Below are 17,063 nucleotides of genomic sequence, written 5' to 3'. Positions count from 1 at the left end.
GCATTGACAGATGAAGCGTACATTCCAACCCAATAACCGAAAAAGAAGCAAGACGCACGGCTTCCGAATCCGCATGCGCACGACCGACGGGCGAAACGTTCTTAAGCGACGCCGAAACAGAGGCAGAGCTCGAATTTCAGCCTAAAAGGACCCAGTAAACAGCAGTTCGAGACTATTTTCTCGGAAGGGCTAAGAGTTTCCGGGGAATATGCCCGCCTCTGCGCTCGTCCGGGATCTGGTCTTCTAGGAATTGCAACCTCCAAGAAGCTAGGAAACCGCCCCTCTAGAAATAGAGCAAAACGACGTTTCAGAGAAGCTGTAAGAACTCAGCCAGAACTAGTCGATCCAAAATTTGATTACGTTCTGATTGTTTCAAAAGATTCTGTGGAAATTTCTTTTGAGCAAATTCAGCGAGATGTTCGTATTCTCTTTGAGAAGGTGCGAAAACGATGGGCAAGCGAATAGGAGTTTTTCTAATCCGCGCGTATCAGATTGGCTTTGCGTGGTTACCTCCTACTTGTAGGTTTACTCCTAGTTGCTCTCAATACACCCTCGTAGCTATAGAACGCTATGGCCTCATACGCGGAAGCTGGATGGGAGCGAAAAGAATCTGTCGCTGTAATCCGTTTCACCCAGGTGGACACGACCCGGTCCCATAACTATGTAGACTGGGGACAAGGGCCTGAATTCGCAAGAATTCGCCTCCGAAATTCTACACACGACGCATATATCCTATGGCTCGCCCAGCTCCGAATCCTAAATCAAACTTTATCCAGACCGCGCTCATCATGATGACGGCCTTTCTGGCCTTCCAATTGTTCTTCGGTCCCAAGAACAATGGTGGGACGGCTTATGAAAATAAGCCCATCACAAACCGGAAGGAGGCTTTGGAAGCGCTCCGCGACGCCAACGCCAAGGGTCGAGACTTCACCATAGCGCAGACGCTCTTCCCAACCTACAAAAACCTGCTGGAAGAGGAAGTCAAAAAGAAGACCCTCACCGAAAAGGAAAAAGAAGAGCTTGAGATCGAGGGATCCATTCTCGTCGCAGACACCCAGCTAAAGGGCGGTCTCATGAAGAACGAGAGCACCCGCATCCGAACGGCCTACCAAACCCTGGCACCGCTGGAGCGAAAACTCTCGAAAGACCCCATCTGGAACAAACCGTTCCCGGTAACACCCGACCAGAAACTCGACCTCAAAGAAGTCAGCGGCCACACACTCCACGAGAAAATCGTCGAGACCCTGTCCGAGCGCAACCAGCACGACCTAGTCTGGGGAGCAATACCCAACGGCTACCAGTTCATCGACTTCCTGGTCCACCTCACAGGCGCAAAGCCCGGCTTCAGCTACGCCTTCGCAGCGTTCCTGCTCGCGCTCTGCGTACGTGCCATCGTCTTCCCCCTCTCGCAAAAACAGCTGATGTTTGGCCGCCAAATGTCCCAGCTGGTCCCGAGAGTCAACGAGATCAAAGAGCGATACAAAGCCGACCCACAGGAGCAAAACCTGAAGGTCATGGAGCTGTATCGGGAATACGGAATCAACCCCATGGCCGGCTGTCTGCCCGCAATGGTCCAGATGCCCCTGTTCCTCACGGTCTACCAGTGCATGCTGCTGTACCAATTCACGTTCCAAAAAGGAACGTTCCTCTGGATCAACCCAGACACCAGCGCAGCAACCAACGGATTCATCGGTCGCAACCTGGGCCAGAACGACTACATCCTGGTCGTCATCTACGGCATCTCCATGGTGGTATCGACCCTGCTCACACCCGTCTCCGACCCCACCCAAGCAAAGCAACAGCGAATGCTCGGCGTCGGTGTCGCCCTGGTGTTCACCGTGATGATGCTCCTAGGCCCCATCCCCGTGGTCTCCGGCTTCGTCCTCTACTGGACATTCACCAACCTCCTCGCCACGGCCCAGTCGCTCAGAGCCTACAGAATGCCAATGCCTCCCCTGGAGAAAGTAAACGCCCCAGGCGGCGGCGTGTACCCATCTTCAGGCAAGCCACAAGGCCGATGGGCCAAGATGATGGACGACATGCAGAAGATGCAAGAGCAATCTATGCGCGAACAACAAGAGCGCGCTAAGAAGCTCAAAGAAGATCTGAAGCAAAATGACGGTGGCGACCAAAAGCCCCAGCTGAATGGCAAGGTTTCCGACACAAATAAGGAAACGAACCCCGACAATCCAGCAAAACATAAGCCAAAGAAGAGAAAATAACTCGTTGTGTGTTCCCGTGCGAGTTTTTGAGACTTGTGCGGCTGAAGAGTGAGTAAAGTGCTAGAAAATATGCAAATCGTTGAGATCACTGCCAAGTCGCTACCGGAAGCTACCCAGGTTGCTGCCGAAAAGCTCGGGGTATCCCCAGAGCAAGTAAAGGTAACCGTCCTCGAAGAGACCAAGGGGCTTTTCGGCAAGAGTAGCCTTCGTGTTCGTGCCGAGGTAGTCCAGGCCGAAGCAAAGGCTCCCGCTGCCGAGCCCAAGGCGAAAGCTGCCCCTAAGAAGGCTGCAAAGGCCGCTAAGCCAGAACCAGAGCCAACCCCAGCGCCTGTCACTGCTGTGGTAGAGGCACCGGCTGCTGCCAAGCCACGTCGTGGCGCTAAGAAGGCCGTGGAAGAAGCCGCACCAGCTCCTGTCGTCGAGGCAGAAGCAGAGGCCGAAGGCGGATCAGACGAGCCAGAAGTCGAACTCGCTGCCACAGAAGCCGACGCAGAGAACCTGTCAGCACTTCTCAAGGAACTGCTTGAGAGCGCAGGCTTAACCGTAAGCGTCACAATCGGCGGCCTCAACGGTCGCTACGTAAACCTCCAGCTAGACGGCAAAGACGTCGCGTTCTTGGTGGGCAAGCAGGGCGAAGTTCTCAACGCCATGCAGTACCTGGTCAACATCATCGCAGGTCGCCGCTTCAACAACGGCATCCGAGCAACCCTCGATGGTAACGACTTCCGCCGCCGCCGAGAGAGCCAGATCACGCAACTCGCCACAAACATCGCTGACCAAGTCAAGCAGCGAGGTGAGGAAGCAGTGCTCGACGCACTCCCAGCATTCGAGCGACGCATCGTCCACAAGGCCCTGTCCGTCATCGAAGGCATCACCACCTACAGCGAAGGCGAAGAGCCAAATCGCCGAGTGGTCATCGCCCCAATCGACTGATCTAACCGATCTTCATCTGACCATAAAACACCGTCGTGACGTAATCGAACACGACGGTGTCTTCTTTTTGATGCCGATCGTAAATCTCGCGTAGCTGAGTCACAAACTCAGGATCATCCTCAGGCACATAAGAAGAAGACATCACGCGACCGTGGAAACTCTCCCAGTCAAAGATCTGCTTATAAGGCGTAGCAAACTTCTTCACAACCCCCGGCTCAAAGAACTCTTCAATCTGCTTCACCGGAAGATCCGAGTGGTTCACCAAAGCGTATTCAGGGGTCGTCCTCAGCAGCTTCTCATACTCAATAAGGAACTCGCTCGTATCTGTGCAACGGTCGTTCCAAATAAGCGCCGTATAACCGCCCGGCTTCAAAATACGCAGGAACTCTTCTTTGGCAACCTTCTGGTTGAACCAATGAAACGCCTGACTAGCCGTGATGAGATCAATGCTCTCCGGTTCCAGCTTCGTATGCTCCGCAGTCCCGTTGATGCTAATGTAGTTCTCGTAACCACCAATCAAAAACTCGCCCGCACTCCGCATCTCACGGTTGGGCTCCACCGCATAGACCTTCTTGGCAATGGGCAGCAAAAGCCTGGTGAGGTTCCCCGGACCCGCGCCAATATCGGCAACGGAAGACTCCGTGCCTAGGCCGCATTCTTCTTTGAGCAAATTGATCACTTCGGCCGGGTAGCTGGGGCGAAACCGGACGTAGTTCTCCGCTCGGGTAGAAAATCGCTCTGTTGGCGCTTTCATAGCTTCGATCTTAGCGCATGAGTCCATACTTTGGTGTGATTGCACGTCATCTTCGCCCGCTCAGCAAGGGCGACTCTATCGCGATTGTTTCCCCTGCCTCTCCTATCTCGGCAGAAAAACTTGTAAAAGTAACTGAGATTCTTGCGAAAGAAGGCTACGGAGTGAAGATTTCCCCCCATGCCCTAGCCTCAGGAGACTATCTGGCAGGCAGCGACGAAGAACGTGCCGCCGACCTCCAGTCCGCTTTTGCCGATCCCGAAGTAGCAGCCGTGCTCTGCTCAAGGGGTGGCTACGGCTGCTCCCGCCTCCTAGAGCACCTCGACCTAGACGCCATCGCCGCCTCCGGCAAGGCCCTATTCGGATTCAGCGACATCACAACGCTCCACCTGGCCCTGAACCGCCGAGGCATCCCCACCATCCACAGCCCCATGGCCCTCACCCTCCACTACGACCGCGGAGACTGGGTCTACGAATCCTTCAAACGAGTCCTTAAAGGCAACATCTCGATCCCCGAGACAGCGCCCACCGGAACCACAGTCGTCGGCGGAGAAGCGGAAGGAATCATCGTCGGTGGCTGCCTCTGCCTCATCACAGACAGCATCGGCACTCCCGACCAGATACAAACCGAAGGGCGCATTCTATTGATCGAAGATGTGGACGAAGCTCCCCACCGAGTGGACGCAATGCTGACCCATCTCAGAAATTCCGGACTTATTCAGCGCGCAGCAGGCATCCTCATGGGCGAAATGACGCGTACTGACGAGAAAGTGGATCCAACCATCGGAGGAACCTCGTGGCGAGAAATCGTCAAGGACCGACTGGGCAATTTGGGAATCCCATTCGTGATCGACTACCCGATGGGCCACGCCAAAAATATGCTCACACTGCCTCTCGGAGTTCGCGCGAAGCTAAATGCCGACGCTGGAACAATTACTTATCTCGAATCACCATTTCAGTTGTAGGATAATTCTAAAGACGGAATCGTGTCCGATTTTATCAATTGGGTGATCGAAGTTCTCACCCAATTACCCGGGGTGAGATTCGGACATGTTTGTGTCACTTTCAGACATCTTGCCGAATCGATCAACCTATTTAAGTGCGGTTCGGCCAAAGTTGAATGACACCATACGCGTTTGGTAGAGGTTTCCTCCGAATGGCCCGAGTGATTCGACTACGTACATATTTTCATACTGCAATTTTCGCTGCAAGTTGTTCGGTGCTGGGTTACAGCATCGTCTCAACCCAGCCAGTGGTTCATCCCAAGCCCGTCAAGGACAAGGTCGATTTCAATCGAGATATCCGCCCCATCCTTGCCGGTAAGTGTCTGACCTGCCACGGCAACGACAAAAAGGCAATCCAAGCCGGCCTCAAGCTAGACAGCTTCGCCGGTGCCACAGCCTTGCTAGAAAGTGGCAACCACGCAATCGTCCCGCACCATCCAGAAAAGAGCAACCTGATCAAGCGGATCAACGATAAGCGCGAGGGCTACACCATGCCCCCCGCAAGTAGCAACAAGGTTCTCACTGCCGAAGAAAAGGCTCTGCTCAAGCAGTGGATTCAAGAAGGCGCAGAATACAAGAAGCACTGGGCATTCGTAACGCCCGTTCGTTCGGCATTGCCAAAGGTCAAGCTCACCTCCTGGCCCAAGAACGCCATCGACTACTTCGTCTTGGAAGAGCTAGAAAAGCGCGGCCTCAAGCCTTCGCCTCAAGCAGACCGAACCACCCTGATTCGAAGAGTCAGCTTGGACCTCACCGGTCTTCCGCCAACGCCTGCCGAAGTCGATGCCTTCCTAGCAGACAAGTCGCCCAACGCGTATGAGAAGGTAGTAGACCGACTCCTAGCCTCCCCTCGCTATGGCGAACGAATGGCCATGGACTGGATGGACTACTCTCGATACGCAGACAGCAATGGCTACCAGGGAGACTGGGAGCGGTTCCAATGGCGATGGCGAGACTGGGTGCTCGATGCGTTCAACAAGAACATGCCGTTCGACAAGTTCACGATCGACCAGATCGCAGGCGACATGATCCCCAACCACACATTGGATCAGGTCATCGCAACCGGCTTCAACCGCAACCACCGCATCAACACAGAAGGAGGCGTCATCGCCGAAGAGTGGCGAGTTGAAAACGTCATCGACCGCGTCGAAACCACCTCGGCAGTCTGGATGGGAATGACATCAGGATGTGCCCGATGTCACGACCACAAGTACGACCCAATCTCCCAGAAAGAGTTCTACGGCCTGTACGCCTACTTCAACAACGTCCCCGAGAGTGGAACAGGTGTGGAGCAGCCGGTAAACCACCCGCCGTTCATCAAGGCACCCTACCCCTCGCAAGTAGCGACCTATAACTCACTCAAGTCCGACGTCGCGCGCCTGGATAAAAAACTCAGCGCCATGCTTCTAGCAAACCAGAGCCGCGTAAAGGACTGGAACGTCGCAGGCCCAGCGCCAATGGCGAGTCTGAACGACAACCTACTGGCCAAGTACGTCTTGAGTCCCAAGCCCGTCGTGTCCAGCGGTACAGCTCCCGAGCCAACAGTCACCGGCAAAGTCCGATACGAACTGGGCCGTTCCACAGGCGCAGCAGTCACGGACATGAACAGCTTCGTAGACCTCGGCAAGGTAGGCAACTTCGAGTGGAACAAACCATTCTCCTACGCCCTCTGGGTCCAGTCCGGCGAGATGACAGGTTCACCGCTCTCCAAGATGGACAGCGCACGAGCCTATCGAGGCTGGGACCTCTACCTTCAAGGCAAGCCAGCAGTCCACATCATCAACGATTGGCCCGGCAACGCTATCAAGGTCATGGGCAAAGAGATGTTGCCTCGCACCGACTGGTGCCACATCGCCGTCACCTACGACGGTTCCGCCAAGGCTAGCGGCGTAAAGATCTACGTGAACGGCAAGGAGCAAGAGACCACCGTCGAAGCGGATTCCCTCAAGGGACCCATCGACAACATGGTCAGTGCCAAAATCGGACGACGAACCAACGGAGACACCTTCAACGGAAAAGTCGACGACGTGTCCCTCTACTCCCGCAAGCTAGAGCCCGCCGAAGTGGCAAACCTAGCAAGCGTGAGCCCTGCCAAGACACTCCTCAAAATTCCAGCCGCCAAGCGCACCAAAGAACAGTCGCAGACCCTGGCTCGACTCTGGTCGGTCGATAACGATCCAGAGTTCCGTAAGGTCAGCTTGGAGCGAGACACCAAGACAGAAGCGTATCAGAAGCTGGATGCATCCATCCCCACCGTCATGGTGATGGAAGAGATGAAGAAGCCTCGCGATGCCTTCGTCCTCATTCGAGGCGTCTACGATAAGCACGGACCCAAGGTTCCTCCCACAGTCCCCGCCGCACTTCCACCGTTGCCAAAGGGCGCCCCCAACAACCGCCTAGGTTTGGCCAAGTGGTTGGTGGCACCCGAGAATCCTCTGACAGCCCGAGTCACCGTCAACCGGTACTGGGAGCGATTCTTCGGACAAGGCATCGTAGCCACCATCGAAGACTTCGGAACCCGTGCAGACTTCCCATCCCATCCAAAACTGTTGGATTGGTTGGCAACAGAGTTCAGCCAGAAGGGCTGGAACATCAAGCACATCATGAAGACCATCGCGATGAGCGCCACTTATCGACAGTCTTCAGCAGTTTCCGAGAGGCTATTGGCAATCGACCCAGTGAATAAGCTGCTGGCCCGCGGCCCCCGCGTCCGGCTCAATGGTGAAGTCATTCGAGACCAGGCCATGTTCGCAGGCGGAATGCTGGTCGAGAAACTAGGCGGCCCTTCGGTTCGTCCCTATCAGCCAGATGGCGTTTGGGATGAAGTGAGCTTCTACGGCAACCTTCACAACTACAAGCACGACAAAGACTCTGGTCTGCGTCGGCGAAGCCTCTACACAATCTGGCGACGTACAGCCGCTCCACCCAACATGCTCCTGTTCGACGTCCCGTCGCGTGAGTACTGCCGAGTGAAGCGCTCCCGCACGAACACACCTCTACAAGCCCTCACGTTGATGAACGATGAGACCTATGTTGAGGCGGCACGTGCAGTCGCTCAGAATGCCATCGCGAAGGCAGGCACAACTCCGAAAGCGCGAATCGAGTTCGTCTACCGAGCGCTGCTCTGCAGACGCCCTTCCCAGTCCGAGCTAGACATTCTCTTGCCAGGCTTGGAGAAGAAGATTGGCAAGTTTAAAGCCGATCCAGACTCGGCGACGAAGCTGGTAAGCGTAGGCGACTTAGCCCGACCCAAGGATATGGACGTCGCCGAACTCGCGGCGTACACCCTCCTAGCGAGCACGATCTTGAACCTCGATGAGGCGATTACAAAGGAATAACATGGACGATCTGTACGATTTACAAGACGCATTTAACCGTCGCATCTTTCTGAAGCGGACCGGCCTTGGTATTGCCGCACTCTCGGGACTTCTCGGGACGGACGCCTTCGGCTCAACCGGGGACGACGGTTCTCACCACCATGTAGGTGGCCTCAAGAGCCTGCCTCACTTTGCTCCCAAAGCAAAGCGAGTCATCTACCTGTTCCAATCCGGCGGCCCGTCTCACCTAGACCTGTTCGACCACAAGCCAAAGCTCCTCGACCGACGTGGGGAAGATCTTCCCGCCTCAATCCGTAAGGGCCAGCGACTTACGGGAATGACTAGCGGCCAAGCCCATTTCCCCGTGGCTCCCTCCATGTTCAAGTTCCAGCAACATGGAAAGTCGGGCGTCTGGATGAGCGAACTTCTCCCACACCTTGGGAAGGTCGCGGACGACATCTGCGTGATCAACTCCATGCAGACCGAGGCCATCAACCACGACCCCGCCGTGACGTTCTTCCAGACCGGTTCACAGCTTGCAGGCCGCCCCAGCATGGGTTCTTGGCTGTCCTACGGCTTGGGCACCGACTGCGACAACCTCCCCGCGTTCGTGGTTCTCACTTCAAACGGTTCCGGACGAAGCGACGACCAGCCTCTCTACGATCGTCTGTGGGGCTCCGGCTTCCTACCGACCCAACACCAGGGCGTCAAGTTCCGAAACACCGGAGAAGCCGTCCTCTATCTAACAGATCCAAAGGGTGTAGACCGCAACACCCGCCGAGAGATGCTCGATGAGTTGATGAGCCTCAACAAGGTTCGCCACAGTCTGGTCGGCGACCCGGAGATCACTTCTCGTATCTCGCAGTACGAGCTGGCCTTCCGAATGCAGGCTTCCGTCCCTGATCTCTTGGACATCTCAAAGGAACCCAAGAGCGTCCTAGAGATGTACGGCCCAGACGTAACTCGCTCGGGTTCGTTTGCCTACAACTGTCTCATGGCCCGACGCTTGGCAGAGCGCGGCGTACGCTTCAGTCAGCTCTACCACATGGGTTGGGACCACCACGGCGATCTCCCAAGAGCAGTTCGAGGGCAGTGTAAAGACGTCGATCAGGCTTCCGCAGCACTCATCATGGACCTCAAGCAGCGCGGCATGTTGGACGACACGCTCGTCATTTGGGGTGGAGAGTTCGGCCGAACGGTCTACTCCCAAGGCGATCTCTCAGCAACCAACTACGGTCGCGACCACCATCCAAAGTGCTTCACCATGTGGCTCGCCGGTGGCGGCATCAAGCGGGGAATGGTCTACGGCAAGACCGACGACTACGGTTACAACGTAGTAGAGAATCCTGTTGATGTCCACGACCTACACGCAACCATCATGCACCTGTTGGGTATCGACCACACCCGACTGACCTACAAGTACCAAGGTCGGGACTTTAGACTTACCGATGTGTTCGGTAACGTCGTTCAAGACCTATTGGCCTAAAGTTGATGTAAGATCCGTTTCAAATGAAGAAACGGATCTTATTGTTTGTGGTCGTAGGCTTATCCGTGCTGGCAGGCGCCGCACATGCAGAGATCGAAAAGCACGCGACAGTCGGAGACCAGGGCTTAGAGCTTCACTGGTGGCCAAAGCTTGCCGTACCTCAAGGCTGGGTGCACCTCACGGACGCCAGCGAGAAGATGCAAGCCAATGTCCTGGTTCCCAAAGGGAAGACATTCGCAAACGCCGACACAGTCTTCTACGGTCGCGCCTTCTACCACGACCCCAAAGAGAAGGGGCGAGAGACCTTAGCCGCCTTTATCAAGAACGATCTCAAAGAGTCTAAAGAGCACTATGAAAACGCAGAGATCGTGAAAGTGGAGCCCTTGGTGATCGCAGGGGGCAAGAAGCTCGAATGCTACGAACTAAGAGCACCAGGCAAAGCGTTCGAGAGGTTCGCCTACGGACGCGAGGGCAACTTTGACACGATCTTTGTAGCCAGTTCTCAGACAGAGTCTGGCTTAAAGAAGAGCCTGCCCGCATTCCAAGCGATGTTGGCGAAATACAAATAAGCGCCTGAATGCCGACCGCTAAGCACCCTCCCAGGACGCTTAGCGGTCCAGGAACAGAAGAGCGCCAAAACATCCCAAAAACGCGAAAAAACGCCCAAAAAACACCAAATTTTAGTACTATTTTTGGGCCCGCAAGCCACTCTCCATCCCCCAAAGCACCCCTCGCTCCACCCATCCCAAAACCAAAAAAACACCTCATCCCAGGTTCAAAGCCAGCCCAAAGCCCTACCCCTCCAAAACCTGTCCCGTAACATCACACACAAGGCAAACCCCCAACAGAACGCTGAAAACTGAATATCCGAAAAAATTTCCAGAATAAACAAAAAATCCCCCTCCGAAAAATGCACAGAGTGCAAATTCTCGGAGGGGGAGAGAGGTTCTATTTCTGAGGCCGGTTAGGCATCAGGATGAGGTGCGTAATGAAGTACTCCAGCATCCGGTTATGGTTCATCCCCGAGTGGCCCATGTCGGTACCCACTTGCAGGTCGTACCGCTTGTTGGCTCTCTCAATGGCCTGAGTCAGCTGGTAGGTGTTCGATGGGTGGACATTGTTGTCCGCAGACCCGAAGAACAGCATCAGCTTGCCAGTCAGGTTCTTGGCGTATTTCATAGCCGACCCATCTTCATAACCCGCCTTGTTCTCGTTATCCCAAGGCAACCCCATGAACCGCTCGGTGTAGATGGAGTCATAGTTCCGCCAGTCGGTCACGCTGGAACTTGCGCAGCTGACAGCGAAGAGTTCAGGGTGTCGAAGGATCAGCATGGTGCTGGAGTACCCACCGTAAGAAGTGCCAAAAACTCCAACCCGCTTGAGGTCAACATAAGGACGTGAGCCCAGGGACGCAATGCCCGCAGCCTGGTCATCCATCTCAACAATGCCCAGCTTGCCATACACCGCATCACGGAACGCCTTCCCCCGGCTCTGAGTGCCTCGACCAGCAAGGTTCACCATCAGGAACCCGAGCTCCGTCATGGAACTTGGAGTTGAGAATCCAGCATCGATACCCCCCGATTCCGGACCGCCGTACACGCTGAGGAGCACCGGGTATTTCTGAGTTGGATCGAAGTCAGAAGGGAACTGGATGGTGCCGTAAAGGGTGGTCTTGCCGTCAGCGGCAAGGTACGTAAACACCTCGGTTTTCTTGAGTCCGAGCTGGTTGAACTTGGTGAGATCGCTCTTAGCAAGAACCGTCTCGATCTTGCCATTAGCATCCAAAACCCGAGTTTCAGGAGCATCCACACTGCTCTGTGCAATGTCCACCACGTGCTGCCCATCGGGTGAAAGGCTGGTGTAGTGATCCAACTCAGGAGCCGTGATCAAGGTGTCGTTCTTACCGTCAAGCCCCACTCGGTGCAACTGTCGGTGGTAAGGGTTCAGGGGGCCGCTGCTGGTGTAGAACAGGAGACCCGCTTTCTCATCAACCCGAACAATGCGAGTGGCATCCACGGTGTTGTTGGTCAGTTGCTTCAGCAGCTTTCCACTAATATCGCAGAGCTGGTAGTTCTTATATCCGTTAGCCTCAGTCGACCAAATGAACCGCTTACCATCAGCCAAAAACTGCTCATCAGGATGGTTCTCCGCCCAGCTTTGAAGCTGCTTCTCTTCAAAGATCATGCGGCAGTTGCCGGTATCAGGGTCTGCGGCGCAGAACTGCATGATGTTCTGCTTCCGGTTCGTTCGGTTGAACAAAAGCTCTTTCCCGTTGGGAGACCAGCGGATGTCATAGACATACTCACCCAATGCAGCATCGCCAAAGTGGGGGTCTACTTTGGTGGTCTTTTTAGACTCAAGATCGTAGATGTAAACCTCAACCACCGGGTTCGGTGCACCGGCTTTCGGATACGCTTCGGTGTCCAAAGTGTCCTGGACTTTCCCTTGGTCCATGGCCAAGTAGTAGTCCTTCACCTTGCTCTCATCAAACCGGTAATAGGCCAGTTTCTTGCTATTCGGAGAGAACCACATGGCCTCCCGAACCTCAAGCTCTTCACCATAAACCCAGCTGGCAACACCATTCTTGATTCGCTTTTCGACACTCCCGTCAGTGGTGATTTGGAGTTCGTTCTTGCCGTCAGTGTCGCTCAGAAAGACGTTGCGGTCTTTGACGAAAGCCTTGTGCTTCTCATCCGCAGAGTACGCCGTATCGAACTGTCTCCCGCGTTCAGGCGCGCGTCGGATCTGCTTGCTGACCTTGGAGTTATTGGAGCTGGATTCCGTAGCTTCAACCGGTGCAGCAGTGCCGAGGGTGTACTTGTAGGTCTTACCATTCCACCGGTACGTAAAGCTCTTGGAGTCGTCCGCCCAGCGGACACTGATCACCGTTCCAGGAACGACGGAGGAGCGGATGGTGGAGGTGAGTTCTGCATACCGCTTGTAGCGGGGCATGTCCTCTAAACGCTCTTGGGCTTGGGCAGCAGTGCAGAGAGACAGTGCGAAGACGGGGGCGATCCAACGAACCATGTCGTACTTTACCGGCATCTTCACTCTGTGTTAAAGGTTTCTTATTGAATTATTTTTGCAGTTCGTTAGTTGCTGTTACAGCTGGTACCGGTGGTTTGATCGGGCTGAGGAAGATCACGTCATGAACGTCCTTGAGGCGGAGCGATTCTTGGAGGAGTTGGTGCCTCATGTGGTTCTCCTGATCAGCGGTGGTGACTTCAAAGAAGCACTGGATCAGCACTCCAATGGAGGTTTCCAGAGGGTCGTTGAGTTCGGCGATGGACTTGCCTTGAACCACGTTCTCTTGGGACTCCAGGTACTTGACGATGTCTGTGCAGAACCCATCAATCGCCTCGGGTTTGGTGTCGTAGCTGATGCGCAGCCAGAGCTTTTGTCGGCGCGACCGACGTGCCCCGTAGTTCTCAACGGCAGCCCGGATGAGGTTCGCGTTGGGGAGGGTGATGAGGGTGTCTTCGAAGGTTCGAACCCGCGTGGAGCGGAGGTTGATCTCTTCGACCACTCCTTCAACCTTGTCGATCTTGACCCAGTCGCCAAGAGCAAAGGGCATGTCGAAAAGGATGGTGAACGAGCCGAAGAGGTTCTCAACCGAGTCCTTCGCAGCAAGGGCCACGACCAAGCCGCCGACACCCAGACCTGCGATGAGTCCGGTGATGGTCTTGGGGCCGAAGAAGACAGCAAGGGCGACAAGGGCTCCGCCAATGACGATGAGCGCCTGCACGAACTTGCGCGTCATAGGAACGAGGAGCCGTTCGGCTCTCTCGTGACCTGCAGTTCTGGACATAAGCGAGTCGCAGAATGCATCCCATCCGGCATAGATGACGATCACCACCGAGGTGATGACCAGTGCTTGCATCAAAAGATCGAGCGTGGTTCCGATGTTGCCTTGGAGCTTGAGATCGGGCAGCAACATGAGAGCCATGAGGGAAGCGGCTAGGAAAGAGAAGCCTCGCGCAACGCCATCTCGGGTGGTCTGTTGCATGGGTTGAGGGGAGAACCGGTCCCTCAACTTGGCTAGGTTCTTACCAATACGCTTTCCGACATACCCGGCAAGCATCGAAATGCCGCCGATGGCCAGGAGGCCGATCCACTGCCAGATGGCGATGTGGACGAACTGCTTCTGAAACTCGACTGGCAAGCCCTCTGCCCAGTTGGCGACGACCTCCAGTTCTGCCGAAGCCATGATGACCAGAGCAGTGGCTCCGATGAGGAGAAGGGCGCGTTTCATGGGTTTTTTCTGGCCTCAAGCTTTTGGGTTAGGTTAGCGAAGATGGGGGCGAACACCAGTGCTGGGAGATAGATTTCCATTCTGATCTTTTTGAGGTCAAGCAGTCCAAGGGCGATTCCCAGCATCAAGGCGCCACCGACGGCGGTGGCTTCCGCGATGAGGGCTTCGTTCTTGGCCAGCTTCTGAAGAGGCCGCGCCGCGAGGGTGATGGCTCCTTGGAAAATTAAGACGACCAGCGCAGTCACAAGGACTCCAGGTCCCAAGCTTGCGGCGAAGAAGAAGGCAGCGATGCCGTCGAGTGTGGACTTGACGGCGAGGAGTTCGATCTTGCCTTCGAGTCCGTCTTGCAGGCAGCCGAGGAGTGTCATTGGGCCGACGCAGAACAGGACGCTGGTGGTGATGAGGGCCTCGTTGAAGGTGTCGCCGCCGCCGAGTTTCTGCCTGAAGAACTCTGAGATTGAGTCGAGGATGTGGGGGATGCCGAGCATCATGCCCAAGATGCCGCCAAGGGCGATGGCTGCTACGACGATGACGGCGTTCTTGGACTGGAAGAACATCTTAACGCCGATGAGGGCTGTGACCAGGCCAAGTCCGCTGAGTGCCACGCCGGTGTACACCTCGCGGGTGGAGGGTGGGATGAGGTTGCTGGCTGCGAGGCCCGCGGTGGCACCTATCGCGACGGTTGCAGTGTTAAGAAGTGTGCCTCGCATCTGAGATCAAGATGTTACCGAAGGGTGCTTGCGAGATGAGATGTGGAGCAGCAACAAACTCCAGGCTGCTTGGGCGCAGAGGAAGAGTGGGAACTGGAGATCCGAGGGCATGGAGTACACGGCGGCCAGGACCGGGATCCAGTAGAACCAGCACGTCAGGAGGATGGGGATGTACCGTTGGGCGAACACACCGCCAGCAATGGCTCGGCGAGTTCTGCTAAAGCTGAAGCCGTGGTCTTGCCACAAGAAGGCGAGCGCGCTGTAGGGGATGCTGAGGAAAGGGGTGAAGATCAGCATATCCAGCGTCACCTTTTGGAGGACGACGGTGAAGCTGGCTTCGGTGCCTAGGAGCATGCCGAGGTAGGTGTACAGGCGGTCGACGATGAGCCCCATGGAGCCGAAGAAGGCGACTTGGAAGAGTAGCTTTTTGAATGGGGTGAGTTGGTTGAGGAACAGTTTGCGGGCTAGCTCCGGGATGGCGCAGCTGGCGAAGGCGGTGGTGAGAATGGCAAAGGGAAGTCCACCGGCGGTCTTGACGGCTTGGATCGATTTGCTGGCTTCTTTGGCACCTGGGACGGTGTAGTAGGCCAGGACCAGGAGGGCCGCGCAGGCTTGGAGTGCCACGAAGGGCCGCCAGTTTTCTTGGACGGAATGCCATCCGACCGCCAAGGCAGACCGGAGTGGCGCTTTGCCTTGAGGGTCGGGTTGATTCATGTAGGTTGAGTTAGGCGTTCTTGGCGGCGAAGTCTTTCATGACCTGTGCGAGAACTTCGCAACCTTCGAGTGGGAAGGCGTTGTAGATGCTCGCTCGGCATCCGCCCACGGAGCGGTGACCTTTGAGACCGTCGAGGGCGTTCTTCTCGGCTTCTTTGATGAAGGCTGAGGTGAGTTCGTCGCTGCCGAGCGTGAAGGTGACGTTCATGCTGGAGCGGCAAGCGACATCCGCATGGCCTTTGAAGAACCCACCTGAGTTGTCGATGGCATCGTAGAGGACTTTTGCCTTGGCCGCGTTGCGTTGCTGGGAAGCTTCGAGTCCACCGTTTTTGAGGAGGAACTTGTAAACGAGGCCGCAGACGTAGATGCTCCAGCAAGGAGGGGTGTTGTACATCGACTGGTTGTCGGCGTGGATTTTGTAGTCCATCATCGGCAGCAGATCTGGAGCGGCGGTGGCTAGGAAATCGTCTTTGATGATGACGACGGTTGCACCTGCTGGGCCCATGTTCTTTTGTGCACCTGCATAGATGAGGTCGTACTTAGAGATGTCTACAGGGCGCGAAAGGATGTCGGAGGACATGTCGCAGACATGGGGGGCGTTGAAGCTGAGGTCGCTTTGGAACTGGACGCCTTGGATGGTCTCGTTGCTGGTGGTATGCACATAGGCTACGTTGCCTGTGGCGGGTGTGAGTTCTTCCTTGCTCGGGACTCGCTTGTAGTTGTCGGCTTTGTTATCGAATGAGACGTGTGTGGAGCCGAGCATCTTGGCGGATTCGAGTGCCTTTTTGCCCCAGGCGCCGGTGATGATGTAGTCGGCGACTTGGTCTTTGCCGAGGAAGGAGGTTGCCACCATGGCGAACTGAGTGCTTGCTCCGCCTTGCAGGAACAGGACCTTATAGTTTTCGGGAACGCCGAGGAGGGTTCGAAGATCTTGTTCTGCCGTTTGAATGATTGCCTCGAATGGTTTGGAGCGGTGGCTCATTTCCATTACACTCATTCCCGTGCCTTGATAATTCAGCAAATCTTCGCGACATTGCTCAAGAACTTCTACTGGGAGCGTGCATGGTCCGGCAGAGAAGTTGTAGATGCGATTGTAAGGCTGGCTCATAGATTCAAGTTGTACCTCTCTTTAATCATGTTGATCCGAACTGAACGTCTGGAAATTCGACCTTTACGAGTGGGTGAGGGCGGTGCGATTGCAGATTACTTTCTGAGGAATCGGGCGTTTTTGCAGCCTTGGTATCCGTTGTTTGCTGAGGAAGACATGCTGGCGGAAACCTGGGAGGAGTGCATCCCGACGATCCGCCAGGAGTATGAGGCGCGGAAGGCTTTGCGGCTATGCCTATGGCGTGAGAAGCGGGTGATTGGGGTGGTGAACATCACGCACGTGCTTGCCTCGCCCAGATGGTCTGGGACTTTGGGCTATAGCCTATGTGAGGAGTGCCAGGGACAGGGTTTGATGATTGAAGCGCTGAGGTCGATCGTCCCCGAGGCGCTTCGCGTGTTTGGGATTCGGCGTCTGGAGGCGTTTTACATGCCCCGCAACGAGCGAAGCGCGCGGATCCTAGCATCCCTCGGCTTCGAGCGCGAGGGGTTGGCTCGGGAGTACTTGAAGATCAACGGGGTCTGGGAAGACCACGTGATGGTGTCCCGGGTGGAGCGGGAAGATTAGAG

General features: G+C 55.6%; 15 protein-coding genes and 1 pseudogene. 10 read left to right on the top strand and 6 right to left on the bottom strand.

Annotated features, from left to right (window positions below; genetic code table 11):
• Window positions 1–10: 10 nt before the first annotated feature.
• The 5 genes and pseudogenes from rpmH to jag all read left to right on the top strand — a co-directional run bounded on the left by rpmH (window position 11) and on the right by jag (window position 3,155).
• Window positions 11–145, top strand: coding sequence for a 50S ribosomal protein L34 (rpmH, locus tag ACZ51B_RS06315; RefSeq protein ID WP_464296389.1), 135 nt, complete (start codon window positions 11–13; stop codon window positions 143–145).
• Between the two features lie 20 nt (window positions 146–165).
• Window positions 166–465: pseudogene (gene rnpA, locus ACZ51B_RS06310) on the top strand (ribonuclease P protein component); the annotation flags it as partial.
• Complete coding sequence (gene yidD / locus ACZ51B_RS06305) at window positions 450–659, top strand: membrane protein insertion efficiency factor YidD (RefSeq protein ID WP_464296388.1); 210 nt, start codon at window positions 450–452, stop codon at window positions 657–659. The pseudogene rnpA and the gene yidD, both read left to right, overlap by 16 nt.
• Window positions 660–734: 75 nt before the next feature.
• Complete coding sequence (locus ACZ51B_RS06300; protein ID WP_464296387.1) at window positions 735–2,222, top strand: YidC/Oxa1 family membrane protein insertase; 1,488 nt, start codon at window positions 735–737, stop codon at window positions 2,220–2,222.
• Between the two features lie 69 nt (window positions 2,223–2,291).
• Entirely contained in the window at window positions 2,292–3,155 is an 864-nt protein-coding gene (gene jag / locus ACZ51B_RS06295; RefSeq protein WP_464296386.1) for an RNA-binding cell elongation regulator Jag/EloR, read from the top strand.
• Between the two features lies 1 nt (window position 3,156).
• On the opposite strand, the gene ACZ51B_RS06290 is transcribed toward jag, so the two are convergent.
• On the bottom strand, window positions 3,157–3,909 hold the full coding sequence (locus ACZ51B_RS06290) for a class I SAM-dependent methyltransferase (RefSeq protein WP_464296385.1): 753 nt from the start codon (window positions 3,907–3,909) through the stop codon (window positions 3,157–3,159).
• Window positions 3,910–3,926: 17 nt separating this feature from the next.
• On the opposite strand from ACZ51B_RS06290, the gene ACZ51B_RS06285 reads away from it, so the two are divergent.
• The 4 genes from ACZ51B_RS06285 to ACZ51B_RS06270 all read left to right on the top strand — a co-directional run bounded on the left by ACZ51B_RS06285 (window position 3,927) and on the right by ACZ51B_RS06270 (window position 10,282).
• Complete coding sequence (locus tag ACZ51B_RS06285; protein WP_464296384.1) at window positions 3,927–4,871, top strand: S66 peptidase family protein; 945 nt, start codon at window positions 3,927–3,929, stop codon at window positions 4,869–4,871.
• Window positions 4,872–5,062: 191 nt separating this feature from the next.
• Window positions 5,063–8,248, top strand: coding sequence for a DUF1553 domain-containing protein (locus ACZ51B_RS06280; RefSeq protein WP_464296383.1), 3,186 nt, complete (start codon window positions 5,063–5,065; stop codon window positions 8,246–8,248).
• A 1-nt stretch (window position 8,249) separates the two neighbouring features.
• Entirely contained in the window at window positions 8,250–9,713 is a 1,464-nt protein-coding gene (locus ACZ51B_RS06275) for a DUF1501 domain-containing protein (RefSeq protein WP_464296382.1), read from the top strand.
• A gap of 23 nt (window positions 9,714–9,736) precedes the next feature.
• Window positions 9,737–10,282: a hypothetical protein gene (locus ACZ51B_RS06270; RefSeq protein ID WP_464296381.1), complete on the top strand. Its 546-nt coding sequence runs from the start codon at window positions 9,737–9,739 to the stop codon at window positions 10,280–10,282.
• A gap of 379 nt (window positions 10,283–10,661) precedes the next feature.
• On the opposite strand, the gene ACZ51B_RS06265 is transcribed toward ACZ51B_RS06270, so the two are convergent.
• Genes ACZ51B_RS06265 through serC form a run of 5 tightly spaced genes read right to left on the bottom strand, consistent with a single transcriptional unit; the run spans window position 10,662 to window position 16,497 of the window.
• Window positions 10,662–12,758, bottom strand: a complete 2,097-nt coding sequence (locus tag ACZ51B_RS06265) for a S9 family peptidase (protein ID WP_464296380.1) — start codon at window positions 12,756–12,758, stop codon at window positions 10,662–10,664.
• Window positions 12,759–12,789: 31 nt separating this feature from the next.
• Window positions 12,790–13,965: a mechanosensitive ion channel family protein gene (locus ACZ51B_RS06260; protein WP_464296379.1), complete on the bottom strand. Its 1,176-nt coding sequence runs from the start codon at window positions 13,963–13,965 to the stop codon at window positions 12,790–12,792.
• The gene (locus ACZ51B_RS06255; RefSeq protein ID WP_464296378.1) at window positions 13,962–14,675 is read right to left on the bottom strand and encodes a DUF554 domain-containing protein; all 714 of its coding nucleotides are present in this window, start codon (window positions 14,673–14,675) and stop codon (window positions 13,962–13,964) included. The genes ACZ51B_RS06260 and ACZ51B_RS06255 overlap by 4 nt, the downstream gene beginning before the upstream one ends.
• Window positions 14,676–14,681: 6 nt before the next feature.
• Window positions 14,682–15,389 carry a hypothetical protein gene (locus ACZ51B_RS06250; protein ID WP_464296377.1) on the bottom strand — a complete coding sequence of 236 codons (708 nt, stop codon included), beginning with the start codon at window positions 15,387–15,389 and terminating at the stop codon, window positions 14,682–14,684.
• Between the two features lie 10 nt (window positions 15,390–15,399).
• Entirely contained in the window at window positions 15,400–16,497 is a 1,098-nt protein-coding gene (gene serC / locus ACZ51B_RS06245; RefSeq protein WP_464296376.1) for a phosphoserine transaminase, read from the bottom strand.
• Between the two features lie 27 nt (window positions 16,498–16,524).
• Here serC and ACZ51B_RS06240 point away from each other — a divergent pair, with 27 nt between their 5' ends.
• Window positions 16,525–17,061: a GNAT family N-acetyltransferase gene (locus ACZ51B_RS06240; protein WP_464296375.1), complete on the top strand. Its 537-nt coding sequence runs from the start codon at window positions 16,525–16,527 to the stop codon at window positions 17,059–17,061.
• The last annotated feature ends 2 nt before the right edge of the window (window positions 17,062–17,063 follow it).

It is taken from the genome of Fimbriimonas sp. LA-C6 (assembly GCF_055398105.1).
The sequence above is the reverse complement of the archived record's forward strand: the minus strand, read 5'-3'. Positions and strand labels throughout refer to the sequence as shown.

What these genes read in the sequence shown, in the direction of transcription:
- rpmH (WP_464296389.1), top strand. Translation starts at nt 11, where the DNA reads ATGAAGCGTACATTCCAACCCAATAACCGAAAAAGAAGCAAGACGCAC.
- yidD (WP_464296388.1), top strand. Translation starts at nt 450, where the DNA reads ATGGGCAAGCGAATAGGAGTTTTTCTAATCCGCGCGTATCAGATTGGC.
- ACZ51B_RS06300 (WP_464296387.1), top strand. Translation starts at nt 735, where the DNA reads ATGGCTCGCCCAGCTCCGAATCCTAAATCAAACTTTATCCAGACCGCG.
- jag (WP_464296386.1), top strand. Translation starts at nt 2,292, where the DNA reads ATGCAAATCGTTGAGATCACTGCCAAGTCGCTACCGGAAGCTACCCAG.
- ACZ51B_RS06290 (WP_464296385.1), bottom strand. Translation starts at nt 3,909, where the DNA reads ATGAAAGCGCCAACAGAGCGATTTTCTACCCGAGCGGAGAACTACGTC.
- ACZ51B_RS06285 (WP_464296384.1), top strand. Translation starts at nt 3,927, where the DNA reads ATGAGTCCATACTTTGGTGTGATTGCACGTCATCTTCGCCCGCTCAGC.
- ACZ51B_RS06280 (WP_464296383.1), top strand. Translation starts at nt 5,063, where the DNA reads ATGGCCCGAGTGATTCGACTACGTACATATTTTCATACTGCAATTTTC.
- ACZ51B_RS06275 (WP_464296382.1), top strand. Translation starts at nt 8,250, where the DNA reads ATGGACGATCTGTACGATTTACAAGACGCATTTAACCGTCGCATCTTT.
- ACZ51B_RS06270 (WP_464296381.1), top strand. Translation starts at nt 9,737, where the DNA reads ATGAAGAAACGGATCTTATTGTTTGTGGTCGTAGGCTTATCCGTGCTG.
- ACZ51B_RS06265 (WP_464296380.1), bottom strand. Translation starts at nt 12,758, where the DNA reads ATGCCGGTAAAGTACGACATGGTTCGTTGGATCGCCCCCGTCTTCGCA.
- ACZ51B_RS06260 (WP_464296379.1), bottom strand. Translation starts at nt 13,965, where the DNA reads ATGAAACGCGCCCTTCTCCTCATCGGAGCCACTGCTCTGGTCATCATG.
- ACZ51B_RS06255 (WP_464296378.1), bottom strand. Translation starts at nt 14,675, where the DNA reads ATGCGAGGCACACTTCTTAACACTGCAACCGTCGCGATAGGTGCCACC.
- ACZ51B_RS06250 (WP_464296377.1), bottom strand. Translation starts at nt 15,389, where the DNA reads ATGAATCAACCCGACCCTCAAGGCAAAGCGCCACTCCGGTCTGCCTTG.
- serC (WP_464296376.1), bottom strand. Translation starts at nt 16,497, where the DNA reads ATGAGCCAGCCTTACAATCGCATCTACAACTTCTCTGCCGGACCATGC.
- ACZ51B_RS06240 (WP_464296375.1), top strand. Translation starts at nt 16,525, where the DNA reads ATGTTGATCCGAACTGAACGTCTGGAAATTCGACCTTTACGAGTGGGT.